The sequence below is a fragment of the Ureibacillus yapensis genome, assembly GCF_003515775.1.
Lineage (GTDB): Bacteria > Bacillota > Bacilli > Bacillales_A > Planococcaceae > Ureibacillus > Ureibacillus yapensis.
Map to the genome: position 1 here is coordinate 143,181 of NZ_QWEI01000005.1, position 16,487 is coordinate 159,667.

Genomic DNA, 16,487 nt, shown 5'->3' on the forward strand with positions numbered 1-16,487 from the left:
ATGGTGACAACATGGAAGCGATTTCACAGTACTTACCGATTATTTGGGTTGCACTTGGTGTAGCGTTATTATTGTTTCTGAATATGAAAGTCAAGCTTAATAGTATGCTGGCTTTATTAATTGTAGCAATTCTTGTTGGGCTGTTGAACGGCATGTCTTTAATGGATGTTGTTGCAACGGTTAAAACTGGATTTGGAAGTACGCTGGGCAGTTTAGCGATCATTATCGCGATGGGAGCCGTATTAGGGAAGCTAATGGTTGACTCAGGTGCTGCCCAGCAGGTTGCATCGACATTGCTGCGAAAATTTGGTGTTCGCAATGTCGAGTGGGCAATTGTTATTGTTGGGATGATTTTTGGGATTTCGGTATTCTACGAAGTAGCCTTCATCATTCTGGCGCCTTTAGTAATCAGTATTGCAATAGAGGCGAAAATCCCGTATATGCGTCTGGGAATGACGATGGTAGCAGCTGCTACATTGGCTCATAGTCTTTTCCCGCCTCAGCCCGGCCCCGTTGCTTTGGTAGAAGCATATGGAGCGGACATGGGAATGGTTTATATTTTGGGAATTGTGGTATTCATTCCTGCTGTAATCGTTGGGGGAATCATTCTGCCAAGATTACTGAAAAATCTGGATAAGCCGGTTCCGCCGCTTATAAAAAAAGAAAAGGAACTAGCGGAATCAGAACTGCCGAGTTTCTTTACAAGTTTATTTATCCCTCTATTGCCGGCAATCATTATTACGATCGGCACGATATGGAAAATGTTTATCGAAGAAGGTTCCAATACATATGAACTGATTAGTTTCTTTGGTAGTGCAGAGATTAGTATGATCCTGGCGGTATTAATTGCCATTTATGTACTTGGCATTCGCCGTGGCCGACCAATGAAGAGTGTTATGGAATCATTTTCCAAAGCAATCGAAGGGATTGCGATGGTTGTGTTTATCGTTGGTTCGGGCGGCGCTTTTAAACAAGTGATCCTGGATTCAGGGGTAGGCGACACGATTGCACATTTAATGGAGAATTCAAGTATGTCGCCATTAATCATGGCCTGGCTAATCACCGCGATGATCCGTATTGCAACAGGTACAGGAGTAGTTTCGGCTGTAACGGCAGCGGGCATTGTAGGTCCGTTGATTCCGATGTTTGATGTGAACCCGGTATTGATGGTACTAGCAACCGCAGCGGGCAGCAACACGATTACTCACGTAAATGATGCCTCTTTCTGGCTGTTTAAAGAGTATTTCAATTTATCGATAAAAGAAACATTTAAAACATGGGGCTTGTTATTGTTCACAAGTTCAATCGTTGGTTTATGTGTTGTATTGATATTAGATCTATTTATTTAATAAATTTGGCCGCTCGTTATAACGGGCGGTTTTTTGTTTTTTCTGTATTTCGTTTTGGAGTCGAGTGTGTAAATTAAAGGTTGCTTTTGCTGCTGTTAAAATAATGGGGCCGGAATTTGTGTATCGTTAGGCAGTTTGAAGTGTTGTCATGTACAATTAATCTAGGAACTAACTTAAAAGGAGAGACACGATGGCAAAAAAGAAAACGAAATTTTGTTGTAATTCCTGTGGCTATGAATCTCCAAAATGGATGGGGCGCTGCCCGGGCTGTGGGGGCTGGAATACGTTTGTTGAGGAAGTGGAAGTAGTAACCAAGGGGCCAAGAGGGGCTTTTCAGCATTCCAAGGCGGTTTCTCAAAAAGCGACGCCTATCATTGATATAGAAACTTCGGAAGAACCGCGCGTGACAACGGAAATGGAAGAGTTAAACCGTGTGTTGGGTGGAGGAATTGTGCCGGGTTCGCTCGTACTGATCGGCGGGGATCCGGGTATTGGGAAGTCCACCCTGTTAATGCAAGTATCTGCCCTTCTTTCAAATAAAGGGCACCGCGTTTTGTACATATCGGGAGAGGAATCAATGCGCCAGACAAAGCTTCGTGCATCGCGTTTAGGCGTTCAATCGCCGGAGCTTTACATCTATTCTGAAACGAATCTGGAATCGATCAATCAAACGATTGAAGAAGTGCGGCCAAAGTTCGTGATTATCGATTCGATTCAAACAATTTACCATCCAGAAGTAACGAGCGCTCCAGGAAGTGTTTCTCAAGTGCGTGAATGTACGGCTGAGTTGATGCGCATTGCCAAAACACAAGGAATTGCCGTCTTCTTGGTAGGACATGTGACGAAAGAGGGGCAAATTGCAGGCCCTCGTTTATTGGAGCATATGGTTGATACGGTTCTTTATTTCGAAGGGGAACGCCATCATACGTACCGAATTTTGCGAAGCGTAAAAAACCGTTTCGGTTCAACGAATGAAATTGCCATTTTTGAAATGGTCCAAGCTGGACTGAAAGAAGTTTTGAACCCTTCCGAATTGTTCCTGGAAGAACGAACATATGAGTCGGCAGGTTCAACGATTGTTGCCTCCATGGAAGGAACTAGACCAATCTTGGTTGAAATTCAATCGCTCGTAACACCGACAAGCTTTAATTATCCGAAACGGATGGCGACAGGAGTTGACCAGAACCGCGTACAATTGTTAATGGCTGTGCTGGAAAAACGCATGGGCATGCTATTGCAAGCGCAGGATGCTTATATTAAAGTGGCGGGTGGCGTTAAACTCGATGAACCGGCAATAGACCTGGCAGTGTTAACATCGATTGTATCAAGCTTTAAAGATCAGGCTGTAAAGGCCACGGACTGTTTTATTGGCGAAGTCGGATTAACTGGAGAAGTTCGCCGTGTATCAAGGATTGAACAGCGGGTGCAAGAAGCGGCAAGACTAGGATTCCAACGTGTTTTTATCCCAGCTTCCAACCAGGGAGGATGGGATTATCCTCAAGGGATTCAAGTGGTTGGTGTGGAAACGATCAACGAAGCATTGAGAGCGTGTTTTTCGGATTTATAGTATAGAAGCAGCCTAAAGAAAAATAATGCCTGTATATTCAATTTTGCTATATATGGGCATTTTTCCTTTTAATTTTGGGTAAAAATAGAACATACTCTAATTTACACACTAAATTTTTGCTTCAAAAATGTTTTTCTCTTGAATGCGAAAATTTTGGAGCCTAACATAACGCAAAGCTATTGTGAACTATGTATAATTAATAAGAAAAGGAGGTGTTGGCATGTTAAAAAGAGTGATTCAAGTTGCTTTTTTATTGATCGGGGGAGCGTTAGGTTTTGTTTTCTTACCGCCATTATACGAATTCATTAATTTATCATCTAATCCATGGCTTAACAATCCATATGTATCGGTAGCATTAGGAGCACTTTTATTGTTCGTTTTATCATTTGCATTATCGGATTATTTCGTAAAGCTCATTGTTTGGATGGAAGGTATTTTATTTAAAATTCCGGCAGCCGATTTATTGTTCGGAACGTTGGGGTTAATTGTTGGTTTGATTGTCGCTTACTTAATCGGCTTTGCTGTTCAACGAATCCAAATCCCAATTGTCACAGAGGTATTGCCTATTCTTTTATCCATTTTGCTGGGGTATTTAGGGTTCCGATTTGGCTTTGCAAAACGCGATGAACTCAGCCAGATGTTTTCAAAATCGAATCCATCACAAAAGAAAAAATCATCCGAATCGAGCGGCGCATTAGCAGAAACAAAGCAGCTTTATAAACTGCTTGATACAAGCGTCATCATTGATGGCCGCATTGCTGATATTTCTTCCACGGGCTTTATCGAAGGGACATTGATTGTGCCTCAGTTTGTATTAACGGAACTGCAGCATATTGCCGACTCATCGGACACATTAAAGCGTACAAGAGGCCGTAGAGGGTTGGATATGCTGAAGAAGCTGCAAGACGAACGGGCAACCACGGTCCAAATTTCAGAGGAAGACTTTGAAGATGTGCAAGAGGTGGATTTAAAGCTGGTGCGGCTTGCCAAAAAAATGGGCGCACAAATTTTGACAAACGATTTCAACTTAAACAAAGTGTGCGACTTGCACCATGTTCAAGTGCTGAACATCAATGATCTTGCAAACGCCGTGAAGCCGGTGGTTATTCCGGGAGAAGATATGCAGGTGGTCGTGATCAAAGATGGAAAAGAACAAAATCAAGGCGTTGCGTATTTGGATGATGGAACGATGATTGTTGTGGAAGGCGGCCGAAGCTTTATCGGGCAATCGATTGCTGTAACCGTAACAAGTGTACTCCAAACATCGGCAGGACGCATGATATTTGCTAAACCAAAAGATCAAGTAGCTTAATGTGGCATAAGGATTAGGAAGTGGAGAATATGCAATATGAAGTAGTGCTCCCCGCAGCAGGAAGCGGAAAGCGGATGGGTGCCGGCCAAAACAAGTTATTTCTCTTGCTTGAAGATAAACCGATTTTGATTCATACATTGGAAGTCTTTCAGGATGACGAAAATTGCACCGGCATTTGGCTTGCAGTCAAACCGGAAGAACGAGGCTTTATCCAGCAGTTGCTGAAGAAATTTCATATAACAAAAGTGAAAGGGTTGCCAAATGGCGGCGAGGAACGGCAGCATTCCGTGCATTCGTGCCTGAAAGAGATGCAGCAAGTGGAAATTGTACTTGTCCATGATGCTGCCAGACCGTTCATTACAAAACCTATCATTGCCCGATTGGTTGAGGCAGCCTCTGAAAAAGGTGCAGCCATTGCAGGGGTAAGAGCAAAGGATACCATGAAAAAAGTGCGTGATGGAGTCATCGTTGAAACAATCGATCGTGATAGCTTGTGGATGATCCAGACACCCCAGGCCTTCCAATTTAATTTATTGGCTGAGGCTGAAGACGTTGCAGAAAAGGTTGGATTCCTGGGCACGGATGAAGCGATGCTGGTTGAACGCCTTGGGCATGCTGTTCATATTGTTGAAGCCAGCTATGATAACTTAAAAATGACAACAAAAGAAGATTTGGTGCTGGGCGAAGCGATTTTAAGGAAGCGCGCCTTATAATGCAAGTGTTGAAAATATCCCGTTAACTTTAGGTTGGCGGGCTTTTCATCTCTTGGAGAAAGCGGAATGCCCCTGCTTGCAATCCAACGTTATTGGGGAATATGTTAAGATATGAAGTGGTTATGGTAGATAAACATTATATTGTAAAGGAAGGTGAATGCTGCAAAATCGGTAACTCAATCGAGGAAAGCAGCAGGACTATGTTTCGAGTAGGGCAAGGATTTGACGTTCACGCATTTGCAGAGGGACGTCCGTTAATTATAGGCGGGATTGAAATTCCTCATGAACGTGGGCTTTTAGGGCATTCAGATGCAGATGTATTATTACATACAGTAACCGATGCGGCACTTGGTGCAATTGGGGAAGGAGACATTGGCCGTCATTTCCCTGATACAGATCCGGAATTTAAAGATGCGGATAGTGCAAAGTTGCTGGAGTATATTTGGAAAATCGTCGAGGAAAAAGGATACGTACTGGGGAATGTAGATTGTACCATCATGGCACAGCGACCAAAAATGGCTCCTTATATCGAACCGATGCGCAACCGAATTGCCGAGCTTTTAAAAGCAGAGCCGTCGCAGGTAAATGTGAAAGCGACTACTACCGAGAAGTTAGGTTTTACAGGGCGCGAAGAAGGCATTGCGGCCATGGCCACGATTTTGCTGATTAAAAAGCAATAACAGCAACTAGGAAACGCGAGTATCACTCTGGCTAACGCTGCTTTCTATTTTTGCGAGCGGGTGGTAAAATGTACAAGGTTAAGGAAAGAATTCACTAAAAGAACTAAAATAACTGAATCACTATAGGAGGCATTTAGATATGACGAAGGAAGTTCGCGTTCGTTATGCGCCGAGTCCGACTGGATTTTTACACATTGGCGGAGCACGGACAGCGTTATTTAACTACTTATTTGCTAAACACCACAACGGGAAATTTATCGTACGTATTGAGGATACGGATATCGAACGTAATGTAGAGGGCGGGGAAGCGTCCCAGCTTGATAACTTGCGTTGGTTGGGCATTATTCCCGATGAATCAATCGATATCGGTGGACCGTACGCACCATACCGCCAAATGGAACGTTTAGATGTATATAAAAAACACGCTGAGGAATTGCTTGAGCGCGAAATTGCCTATAAATGTTTCTGTACTTCCGAAGAACTGGAAGCTTCCCGTGAAGCACAAAGAGCAAGAGGGGTTGCTGCACCAACTTATGATGGGAAATGCCGCCATTTAACAAAAGAAGAGGTAGCGGCAAAAGAAGCAGAAGGAATTCCGCACACAATTCGTATGCGCGTTCCTGCTGATACAACATACCGTTTCACGGATTTAGTACGTGGTGAGGTAACATTCGAATCAAAAGACATCGGTGATTGGGTACTCGTAAAAGCAAATGGAATTCCGACATATAACTATGCCGTTGTTCTTGACGATCATTTCATGGATATTACGCATGTGTTCCGTGGGGAAGAGCATTTATCCAACACACCAAAACAAATGATGATTTTTGATGCATTCGATTGGGAATATCCACAATACGGCCATATGACTTTAATCGTAAATGAAGACCACAAAAAATTATCAAAACGTGATGAATCCATTATTCAATTCGTTACACAATATAAAGACCTTGGATTCTTGCCGGAAGCCATGTTTAATTTCTTTGCACTTTTAGGCTGGTCACCGGAAGGGGAAGAAGAAATCTTCTCAAAAGAACAACTCATTGAAATTTTTGATGAAAAACGTCTTTCCAAGTCACCATCCATGTTCGATAAAAATAAACTAACATGGATGAACAATCAATATATTAAGATGCAGCCGCTGGAGAAGGTTGTGGAGTTAGCGCTGCCGCACCTGCAAAAAGCCGGGCTGCTTCCGGAAGAATTAAATGAAGAGCAGCAAGAATGGGCAACTGCTTTAATCAGCCTGTACCATACACAAATGAGTTATGGTGCGGAAATTGTTGAGCTTTCAAGTTTATTCTTTACAGATGAAATCCATTACGATGAAGCTGCGGAGGAAGTATTGGCCGGAGAGCAAATTCCGGAAGTGATGAGTTCCTTCAAAGCACAGCTTGAATCATTGGAAAGCTTTGATGCGCCGTCTATTAAAGCGGCCATTAAAGCGGTGCAAAAAGAAACGGGCCATAAAGGGAAAAACTTATTCATGCCAATCCGCGTAGTAACAACGGGGCAAACGCATGGTCCGGAACTGGCGGATTCCATTGCTTTGATCGGCAAAGAAAAAGCGATTGCGCGCATTGAAAAATACGTAAAGTAAGGGGAGAATAATTGACTTTTCATCCCCCTGTTGTAAAATGAATATACTTAAAATAAAGGTTTGAAAACGTTGAGAAGGAGAAGTACGTAGAACATGTTCTTTTAGAGAAGGTCATCATCGGCTGAAAGTGACCTGGACCGCTGTTTTACGGAAATGCCCCTTTGAGTACTTGGCCGAAAAAGGAGTAGGCTGAGTCGGTTTGTCCCCGTTACATGGACGATTTGAGAGGGAAGCGATCGGACTGCTTCCAATCAGAGTGGAACCGCGCAAAATGCGTCTCTGTCTTTTCGTATGAAGAGATAGAGGCGTTTTTTTTATTTCTTTTGCGGGGCGCTTGCGCTTTTACTAGTGTCCAGCTCCAGCGCCCAGCCCCTCGAGGCGCGGTCTGTCCCTCGGTCGAAAGCTGAAAAGATGCTTTCGATTCCGGCCTTCCAGCGCTTGTCGGGGCTAGCAGGGCGCTTGCGCTTTTAATTTTAAAAAGGAGAGTGTAATATGGCAATTCAAATATTTAATTCCTTATCCAGACAAAAAGAACCTTTTGTCCCGCTGGAAGAAGGAAAAGTGAAAATGTATGTTTGTGGTCCAACGGTCTATAACTTTATTCATATCGGCAATGCACGGCCTGTTATTGTGTATGACACGGTTCGCCGCTACCTTCAATATAAAGGGTTTGATGTAAAATTCGTATCCAACTTTACGGATGTCGATGACAAAATCATTAAGGCGGCAAATGAACTGGGTGAGGATGTTTCCGACTTAACGAACCGCTTTATCGATGCCTATTTTGAAGACATTACAGCGCTTGGCTGCCAAAAAGCGGATGTCCATCCCCGCGTAACCAACCACATGGACGACATTATTGCCTTTATCGGTGTTTTGATCGACAAAGGATTTGCCTATGAATCGCAGGGTGATGTGTATTATCGCACACGCAAATTTGAAGAGTACGGAAAACTGTCGCACCAACCAATTGATGATTTGAAAGTTGGCGCACGCATCGAAGCGGGCGAGAAAAAGGAAGATCCGCTTGATTTTGCTTTATGGAAAGCGGCGAAACCCGGAGAAATCAAATGGGAAAGCCCATGGGGAGAAGGGCGTCCAGGATGGCATATTGAGTGCTCTGTTATGGCGCGTGAACACTTGGGGGACACAATCGACATCCATGCAGGAGGACAGGATTTAACGTTCCCTCACCATGAAAATGAAATTGCCCAGTCGGAAGCCTATACCGGAAAGACCTTTGCTCGCTACTGGATGCATAATGGGTATATTAATATTGATAACGAGAAAATGTCAAAATCCCTTGGGAACTTTGTTCTGGTCCATGATATTCGCCAGCAAATTGACCCGCAAGTATTGCGTTTCTTTATGTTATCGGTGCATTACCGCCATCCGATTAACTTCGCGCAAGATTTAGTGGAAGCTGCCAAAAGCGGGCTTGAAAGACTGCGCTCTGCTTACTCCAACCTTCAACACCGCTTAACGGCATCGGCTAATTTATCGAATAATGGGGAAGAGTATTTAACGCAAATCCAGGAAGTGAAAAAACAATTCGAAAATGCGATGGATGATGATTTTAATACGGCGAATGCCATTTCCGCTTTATTCGAACTAGCACGGATTGCGAACACGTATTTAAACGAAAATAATACAGAAGAGCATGTTTTGAAAACATTCCTGGAAACGTTCGATGTACTTGGCGATGTATTGGGCATTAAACTGGCTGATGAAGATGAAATATTGGATGAAGAAATTGAAGCGTTGATCGAGGAACGAAATGCGGCTCGTAAAAATCGCGATTTTGCCCGGTCTGATGAAATTCGCGACCAATTATTAAGTATGAATATCATCTTGGAAGATACTCGACAAGGTACACGCTGGAAACGGGGTTTATAAGATGTCCCAACTCCGTATTCAAGATGTAAAGCAATTAAATGCATTAGCTTTGGCTTATATGGGAGATGCCGTTCTTGAACAAAAAGTTCGGGAGCATCTCCTCTTGATGGGCAGAGCGAAGCCGAACCGACTGCATAATGAAGCAACGAAATATGTCTCTGCCAAAGCGCAGTCGATGATCATACACCGATTGATCGATGAAAATTATCTAACAGATGAAGAACTGGCTGTCTTTAAAAGAGGGCGCAATGCCAAATCGGGGTCGGTCCCGAAAAATACAGACGTTCAAACCTATCGCAATAGCTCCGGGTTTGAAGCGATTTTAGGAAGTCTGTATTTAACGAAGCAATATGACCGGGTAGATGAAATGATCGAATATGCCATAAAAATTGTTGAAGAGTCGAAAGGGGCTTCTTAAATGAGTGAACATAACAATGAAATGATTGCCGGGAAGAATCCTGTGCTGGAAGCACTTCGCTCAGGCCGGGAAATCAATAAATTATGGGTTGCCGAAGGGGTCAAAAAAACGGGGTTGAACGAATTGCTGGATTTGGCCCGTGAGCGCGGGGTCCTTGTTCAATTTGTACCTAAGAAAAAAGTGGACCAGCTTTCCAGCGAAAACCATCAGGGAATCGTTGCTTCCGTAGCCGCCTATAAATATGCGGAACTCGATGATCTATTCGATGCCGCAAAAGCAAAAAACGAAGATCCATTTTTCTTGATTCTTGATGAACTGGAAGATCCGCATAACTTGGGCTCGATTATGAGAACAGCGGATGCAATTGGTGTTCACGGCATTATTATTCCAAAAAGACGGGCAGTTGGATTAACGGCAGTTGTCGCAAAGGCATCCACCGGGGCCATTGAACATGTGCCTGTTGTCCGCGTAACAAACCTTGCGCAAACAGTGGATGAACTAAAGGATCGCGGTGTGTGGATTGCCGGCACAGACGCGAAGGGGTCGGTTGATTACCGCAAGATGGATGCGACTTTGCCATTGGCGGTTATTATCGGCAGTGAAGGCCATGGAATGAGTCGATTGCTGAAAGAAAAATGCGATTTTCTTTACCATTTGCCGATGATTGGCCATGTCAATTCCTTAAACGCTTCGGTAGCCGCAGCGCTTTTAATGTATGAAGTATACCGCAAACGCCAAGAGAAGAACGGATAGGATGGGTTATGCAAACCATTTTAATCGTCGATGGCTATAATATGATTGGCGCTTGGAAGGAATTACGCCCTCTTCGCGATACGAATTTTGAGGAGGCACGCAATCGCTTGCTTGAACTGATGGCAGAATATAAAGCTGCCATGGGCGGGCGAGTGATTGTGGTTTTTGATGCCCACCAAGTGCCGGGAATACAACAAACCTATATACAAAATGCGGTTGAAATCATTTATACTAGAAAAAATGAAACAGCAGATGAACGAATCGAAAAATTAACAAATGAATTAAAGGGACGCAAAATACAAATCTATGTAGCTACTTCCGATATGACAGAGCAAAATGTTATTTTCGGGAACGGGGCCCTTCGAAAATCTGCTCGTGAATTAGAAATAGAAATGTCGATCATCCAGTCCAATATCTCTCAAGAAGTAAAATCAACCCGTAAAGAAAAACCCAAATCCAGAATACAATTATCCAAAGAAGTTGAATTAGCTTTCGAAAAATGGAGGAGAGGGTTAAAATAACTAATTGACCTATATTTTCCAACTCCGTTATACTGTTTCTAACACAATACGAACGTTCTGGGGTGAGGCCGATGCTAAATAGTTATACAACTCAAGTGTTACAACGATTTGAAGACCTTTCAGATGAACAACTGATCGAAGAAGTGCATCACGGTAATACCGAAGCGTTAGATTATTTAATCACGAAGTACCGATTGTTCGTCAAGGCGAAGGCGCGCTCTTATTTTTTAATTGGCGCAGATAAAGAAGATATTGTCCAAGAAGGAATGATCGGTCTATATAAAGCGATTCGGGATTTTAAGGGAGACAAGCTTTCCTCTTTTAGGGCATTTGCCGAGCTTTGCATTACGCGGCAAATCATCACGGCAATCAAAACGGCAACACGTCAAAAACATATTCCGCTCAATTCCTATGTTTCTCTCGATAAACCAATCTATGATGAAGAATCAGATAGAACGCTAATGGATGTGATCACAAGTTCCGAATCGGAAGACCCGGAACATTTAATGATCAACCGTGAGGAATACTCCCATTTGGAAGAAAAAATTGGCGAAATATTAAGCGAACTTGAACAGCAGGTTCTTGCCCTGTACTTGGATGGGCAATCGTATAACGAAATTTCGGAGGAGTTAAACCGCCATGTAAAATCAATTGACAATGCGCTGCAGCGTGTAAAAAGAAAATTGGAACGCCATCTGGAGATTGGTGAAATTACTTAGCTTCAACGAAGTCTGCACTTTCGAAATGCAAGGCTCATTTGTTGCAAAAACCCCTCCCTTATTGACAGCAAAAGGTTTAGGTGTTAGTCTTTAGAAGTAAAAATGCCGAAATAGGTGAATGTTTATTATGGCTAAAAAAATCGTGTTATGTTGCGAAAAATGCGGATCGAGAAATTATTCAGTTCCGGAAAGACCAAATCAAACTGAACGTCTCGAATTAAAAAAGTTTTGCTCGCATTGCAACGAACATACAGTTCATAGACAAACTCGTTAAAATCGAGAAAAGTATTATGCTGCTTCAGGTATTTGAATTAGTAAATTTAGATTGAAACATAGAATAGATGATTTGTTCGGAGGTTAAGCTAGAATGGGCAAGATTAAGAAGTTTCTTTCAGATGTTATGTCTGAAATGAGAAAGACAAGCTGGCCAAAAAGTAAAGAGCTTACAAAATATACAGTTGTGGTAGTTACAACAGTAGTGATCATGGCGCTCTTTTTTGTGTTAGTGGATTTAGGCATTTCAGAATTGTTCCGTTGGTACATTGATCTATAAAATGCATGTTAATATTATGAAAATGGCCCGTCTTTAAATGTTAACGGGTTTTTTTCATTTGCGTTAAAATAAACGACAAAATGAAAAGGTTTTTAGTGTAACAATAGCGAAGGTTAAAGAAATTTTTTATACTGTTGTTTCAAGCGGTTTAAAAGCTTCGTCAAGTGCATGTGATAAGTGAAGGAGGGACGGACGGTTAGTCCGGCAACATTATGGAGAAAAGATGGTATGTAGTGCATACGTATTCAGGGTATGAAAATCGCGTAAAAGCAAACCTGGAAAAACGGGTTGAGACGATGGGGATGCAAGATAATATTTTCCGCGTGGTTGTACCTGAGCACGAAGAGACAGATTTAAAAGATGGAAAAAAACGCACTGTAATGCGCAAGGTTTTCCCTGGTTATGTATTGGTTGAAATGATTTTAACGGACGAGTCCTGGTATGTTGTACGTAATACACCGGGGGTTACAGGTTTCATTGGTTCATCGGGCGGAGGGGCAAAACCTACTCCGTTATTGCCTGAAGAGGTAGAACGTCTATTGCGCCAGATGGGTATTTCGAAAAAGGCAATCGGCGAAATGGATGTAACGGTTGGAGAAGTAGTAGAAGTGCTCGAAGGTCCATTTGCCCACTTCCAAGGAAAAGTGGAAGAAATCGATATGGACAAAGGCAAAGTAAAAGTGAGCATCGATATGTTCGGCCGTGAAACAAAAATGGAGCTGGACTTCGAACAAATCCAAAAAATCTAGTTCTTCCAGACGCTGAATAATTTGGATAAGATTTTACTTGCTTATACAAAGTAAAAGTGTTATCATTTCATAGGTCAGACTGTCCAAGTACAGTTTGTCAACAAATCTAATTTTTTAATGTTATCGGCAATTAGCTGACAGACAGATATTTGAGTGGGAGGGGCGACCCAATTACCACATCACGGACTTAAGGAGGTGTGTCTCGTGGCTAAAAAAGTTATTAAAATTGTAAAACTTCAAATCCCTGCTGGTAAAGCGAATCCAGCTCCACCGGTTGGTCCTGCATTAGGTCAAGCAGGTGTTAACATCATGGGATTCTGTAAGGAGTTCAACGCTCGTACAGCTGATCAAGCTGGTTTAATCATTCCAGTTGAAATCACTGTTTTCGAAGACCGTTCTTTCACTTTCATTACAAAAACTCCACCTGCAGCAGTGTTGCTTAAAGTAGCAGCAGGTATCCAATCTGGATCAGGTGAACCAAACCGTAAAAAAGTTGCAACGGTTAAACGCGATAAAGTTCGCGAAATCGCTGAACAAAAAATGCCAGACCTAAACGCTGCATCTGTTGAAGCGGCTATGGCGATGGTTGAAGGTACAGCACGAAGCATGGGTATTACTATCGAAGACTAATTCGTAGCAATTCCTGTTTACTTGATGATGAAGGCTTTTGTTTTTGGAGGTTGCGGTAAGTTCTAAGGGAACAAGCGCAACCTCTATTCGTGGGAGGAAATTCCGCTATAACCACAATCAAGGAGGAAATTATAATGGCAAAAAAAGGTAAAAGACTGCAAGACGCAGCTAAATTAGTTGACCGTTCAACTTTATATACAGCTGAAGAAGCAATTGCTTTAGCAAAACAAACAAGCACAGTGAAATTTGATGCAACAGTAGAAGTTGCTTTCAGACTTGGAATCGATACTCGTAAAAACGACCAACAAATCCGTGGAGCAGTAGTGCTTCCGAACGGTACTGGTAAAACTCAACGTGTATTGGTTTTCGCTAAAGGCGATAAAATCAAAGAAGCAGAAGCTGCAGGTGCTGACTATGTAGGCGATGCAGAGTATATCAACAAAATCCAACAAGGTTGGTTCGAGTTTGACGTAATCGTTGCAACTCCTGACATGATGGGTGAAGTTGGTAAACTTGGTCGTGTATTAGGACCTAAAGGCTTAATGCCAAACCCTAAAACAGGTACAGTTACGTTTGACGTAACAAAAGCAATCAATGAAATCAAAGCTGGTAAAGTAGAATACCGCGCTGACAAAGCTGGTATCATCCACGCTCCTATCGGTAAAGTTTCATTCGATACAGAAAAATTAGTAGAAAACTTTGTAGCTGTATTTGACGTTGTTCAAAAAGCGAAACCAGCAGCAGCTAAAGGTACTTACATGAAATCTGTAAATGTTACAACAACAATGGGGCCATCAGTGAAAATTGATCCAACTGGCGTAGTTGTAAAATAATATATATTATTTTTAAAAAAATCAAAAGAATATTCTTGACAACATCCCTCTTTTTCAGTAAGATGGAAGGCGTTGTGAATATCCATTTGTACCGTAGACAGTAGGGGTGCCTAGCACTTAATTTTTCCCTGCCGAGGACATCGAAATCGGATTCTATTTAAGATGATGAATTTTCGCCTCTAGTCTACTTTTGTGGCTAGAGGCTTTTCTTTTGTCGGTATAAATGACCCATTCTAATAGGAGGTGTCAATCATGGGCAATGCAATTGAAACAAAAAAGGTTCAAGTACAAGAAATCGCTGATAAATTCCAAGCGGCTGCTTCAGTAGTTGTAGTGGATTACCGTGGATTAACTGTTGCTCAAGTTACAGAACTTCGTAAACAACTTCGCGAAGCAGGTGTTGAGTTCAAAGTATACAAAAATACTTTAACTCGTCGTGCAACTGAAATCGTTGGTGTTGATGCGATTAACGAATTCTTAACTGGTCCAAACGCTGTTGCGTTCTCTAACGAAGACGTAGTAGCACCAGCGAAAATCATTAATGAATTCGCTAAAAAGAACGAAGCGCTTGAAATCAAAGCAGGGATCATCGAAGGTAGCGTTTCTTCAGCTGATGATGTGAAAGCTCTTGCTGAACTTCCATCACGCGAAGGTTTACTTTCTATGCTTTTATCTGTACTTCAAGCTCCAGTGCGCAACTTCGCACTTGCAACAAAAGCTGTTGCAGAACAAAAAGAAGAACAAGGCGCGTAAGAGTAGCCTGAACTTCGTAACAACAAACTTAAGGCAAATAGCCTAACAAAACATAATATCCATATAGGAGGAAAATATAATGAACAAAGATCAAATCTTAGAAGCTATCAAAGCTATGACAGTTCTTGAATTAAACGATTTAGTAAAAGCAATCGAAGAAGAATTCGGTGTAACAGCTGCTGCTCCTGTAGCAGTAGTAGGTGGCGCTGGTGCAGCTGCTGCTGAAGAAAAAACTGAATTTGACGTAGTACTAGCATCTGCTGGTGACCAAAAAATTAAAGTAATCAAAGTGGTACGTGAAATCACTGGTCTTGGCTTGAAAGAAGCTAAAGAAGTAGTAGATAACGCTCCAAAAGCATTAAAAGAAGGCGTATCTAAAGAAGAAGCTGAAGAAATCAAAGCTAAACTTGAAGAAGTTGGCGCTTCAATCGAAGTTAAATAATTTCTCGCTTCCCTTATTACCAATAAAAAGAAAGCTCGTCTATTTGACGAGCTTTCTTCATTTTTCTTTAGCGGATGAAAAGGGGAAACCCTCGTTGATATCCATATGAGAAAAAACGGATTTGTTGCATGGTGGCGACAAACTATGCTTTCCTAGGAATATGAAAGCATAAAGCAAAAGTTGTCTAGCTCCAGCGCTTAAGGCTCATACGTAGTGCATCATGTCGGCTGGACATGCGGACATGGCGTATCAACGACGGGGGCTAACCAGGGCGCTTGCGCTTTTCTGAAGGAGGACGGTTGATGTCTGAACACTATTATTCAAAACAACCTCAAACTGAAAGTAAACCACGCCAATGGAAATTTACGTTACTCGGACATTCTTTTACTTTTGAAACGGATTCGGGTGTATTTAGTAAAAGCGAAGTAGATTTTGGATCCCGTGTTTTAATCGATACTTTTCAACTTCCTGATATAGAAGGGGCAATTCTGGATGTTGGCTGCGGATATGGCCCTATCGGACTGTCGATCGCCAAACAGAACCCGGAACGTACCATTTATATGATGGACATTAATGAAAGAGCAGTAGCGTTGTCGAAGAAGAATGCGCAAATTAACGGAGTTCAAAATGTACAAATAGTTCAAAGTGATGGTCTCGACGCAATTCAAGACGGTTTGCAAATTGCCGCGATCCTGACAAACCCGCCAATTCGTGCCGGGAAGCAAACAATTTTCAAATTTTACGACGGTGCTTTTGAAAAGTTGGCAGTTGGTGGAGAATTGTGGATTGTTATACAGAAAAAGCAGGGTGCTCCATCTACAATTACTCACTTAGAGGAAAACTTTGCGGAAGTAGAGATTGTCGAAAAGAAAAAAGGTTATTGGATTATAAGAGCCAAAAAATAATTTCACCATCCAGCAAAACAGAAGATGGAAATAAAATTTGGCAAATTGCAGAAAACATTGACTTGACAAAATGGCTATGATAACATAATAAAAT

At 42.1% G+C, this 16,487-nt stretch carries 19 protein-coding genes and 2 other annotated features; all 19 genes read left to right on the forward strand.

The annotated features are described in order from the left end of the window. The first annotated feature begins 11 nt into the window (after positions 1-11). The 19 genes from D1B33_RS11310 (at position 12) to D1B33_RS11400 (ending at position 16,393) form a co-directional block, all read left to right on the forward strand. Positions 12-1,349 carry a gluconate:H+ symporter gene (locus D1B33_RS11310; protein ID WP_118876509.1) on the forward strand — a complete coding sequence of 446 codons (1,338 nt, stop codon included), beginning with the start codon at positions 12-14 and terminating at the stop codon, positions 1,347-1,349. Positions 1,350-1,539: 190 nt separating this feature from the next. Next, positions 1,540-2,916, forward strand: a complete 1,377-nt coding sequence (gene radA, locus D1B33_RS11315; protein WP_118876510.1) for a DNA repair protein RadA — start codon at positions 1,540-1,542, stop codon at positions 2,914-2,916. Positions 2,917-3,136: 220 nt separating this feature from the next. Beyond that, positions 3,137-4,228: a PIN/TRAM domain-containing protein gene (locus D1B33_RS11320; RefSeq protein WP_118876511.1), complete on the forward strand. Its 1,092-nt coding sequence runs from the start codon at positions 3,137-3,139 to the stop codon at positions 4,226-4,228. A 29-nt stretch (positions 4,229-4,257) separates the two neighbouring features. Then, the gene (gene ispD, locus D1B33_RS11325; protein ID WP_118876512.1) at positions 4,258-4,941 is read left to right on the forward strand and encodes a 2-C-methyl-D-erythritol 4-phosphate cytidylyltransferase; all 684 of its coding nucleotides are present in this window, start codon (positions 4,258-4,260) and stop codon (positions 4,939-4,941) included. 200 nt (positions 4,942-5,141) lie between these two features. After that, positions 5,142-5,621, forward strand: a complete 480-nt coding sequence (gene ispF, locus D1B33_RS11330; RefSeq protein ID WP_118876588.1) for a 2-C-methyl-D-erythritol 2,4-cyclodiphosphate synthase — start codon at positions 5,142-5,144, stop codon at positions 5,619-5,621. 139 nt (positions 5,622-5,760) lie between these two features. Continuing rightward, complete coding sequence (gene gltX / locus D1B33_RS11335) at positions 5,761-7,221, forward strand: glutamate--tRNA ligase (protein ID WP_118876513.1); 1,461 nt, start codon at positions 5,761-5,763, stop codon at positions 7,219-7,221. A gap of 60 nt (positions 7,222-7,281) precedes the next feature. Next, positions 7,282-7,505: a binding site (T-box leader), on the forward strand. Between the two features lie 208 nt (positions 7,506-7,713). Next, positions 7,714-9,117 (forward strand): cysteine--tRNA ligase, encoded by a 1,404-nt coding sequence (cysS, locus tag D1B33_RS11340; protein ID WP_118876514.1) that lies wholly within the window; start codon positions 7,714-7,716, stop codon positions 9,115-9,117. A 1-nt stretch (position 9,118) separates the two neighbouring features. Then, positions 9,119-9,535, forward strand: coding sequence for a Mini-ribonuclease 3 (locus tag D1B33_RS11345; RefSeq protein WP_118876515.1), 417 nt, complete (start codon positions 9,119-9,121; stop codon positions 9,533-9,535). Then, positions 9,536-10,288 (forward strand): 23S rRNA (guanosine(2251)-2'-O)-methyltransferase RlmB, encoded by a 753-nt coding sequence (rlmB, locus tag D1B33_RS11350; RefSeq protein WP_118876516.1) that lies wholly within the window; start codon positions 9,536-9,538, stop codon positions 10,286-10,288. Positions 10,289-10,296: 8 nt separating this feature from the next. Next, the gene (locus D1B33_RS11355; RefSeq protein ID WP_118876517.1) at positions 10,297-10,809 is read left to right on the forward strand and encodes an NYN domain-containing protein; all 513 of its coding nucleotides are present in this window, start codon (positions 10,297-10,299) and stop codon (positions 10,807-10,809) included. A gap of 71 nt (positions 10,810-10,880) precedes the next feature. Beyond that, a complete protein-coding gene (gene sigH / locus D1B33_RS11360) occupies positions 10,881-11,528 on the forward strand; it encodes an RNA polymerase sporulation sigma factor SigH (protein WP_118876518.1) in 648 nt (215 codons plus the stop codon). A gap of 127 nt (positions 11,529-11,655) precedes the next feature. Beyond that, complete coding sequence (rpmG, locus tag D1B33_RS11365) at positions 11,656-11,802, forward strand: 50S ribosomal protein L33 (protein WP_118876519.1); 147 nt, start codon at positions 11,656-11,658, stop codon at positions 11,800-11,802. 93 nt (positions 11,803-11,895) lie between these two features. Further along, complete coding sequence (gene secE, locus D1B33_RS11370) at positions 11,896-12,081, forward strand: preprotein translocase subunit SecE (RefSeq protein WP_118876520.1); 186 nt, start codon at positions 11,896-11,898, stop codon at positions 12,079-12,081. A gap of 212 nt (positions 12,082-12,293) precedes the next feature. Next, the gene (gene nusG / locus D1B33_RS11375; protein ID WP_118876521.1) at positions 12,294-12,830 is read left to right on the forward strand and encodes a transcription termination/antitermination protein NusG; all 537 of its coding nucleotides are present in this window, start codon (positions 12,294-12,296) and stop codon (positions 12,828-12,830) included. Positions 12,831-13,034: 204 nt separating this feature from the next. Beyond that, complete coding sequence (gene rplK / locus D1B33_RS11380; protein ID WP_147370400.1) at positions 13,035-13,460, forward strand: 50S ribosomal protein L11; 426 nt, start codon at positions 13,035-13,037, stop codon at positions 13,458-13,460. Positions 13,461-13,594: 134 nt separating this feature from the next. Then, positions 13,595-14,293: a 50S ribosomal protein L1 gene (rplA, locus tag D1B33_RS11385; protein ID WP_118876523.1), complete on the forward strand. Its 699-nt coding sequence runs from the start codon at positions 13,595-13,597 to the stop codon at positions 14,291-14,293. Between the two features lie 73 nt (positions 14,294-14,366). Then, positions 14,367-14,512, forward strand: a sequence feature (ribosomal protein L10 leader region). Between the two features lie 33 nt (positions 14,513-14,545). Continuing rightward, positions 14,546-15,046: a 50S ribosomal protein L10 gene (gene rplJ / locus D1B33_RS11390; RefSeq protein ID WP_118876524.1), complete on the forward strand. Its 501-nt coding sequence runs from the start codon at positions 14,546-14,548 to the stop codon at positions 15,044-15,046. 79 nt (positions 15,047-15,125) lie between these two features. Beyond that, positions 15,126-15,488, forward strand: coding sequence for a 50S ribosomal protein L7/L12 (gene rplL, locus D1B33_RS11395; protein ID WP_118876525.1), 363 nt, complete (start codon positions 15,126-15,128; stop codon positions 15,486-15,488). Between the two features lie 302 nt (positions 15,489-15,790). Next, entirely contained in the window at positions 15,791-16,393 is a 603-nt protein-coding gene (locus tag D1B33_RS11400) for a class I SAM-dependent methyltransferase (RefSeq protein WP_118876526.1), read from the forward strand. Positions 16,394-16,487 lie beyond the last annotated feature (94 nt).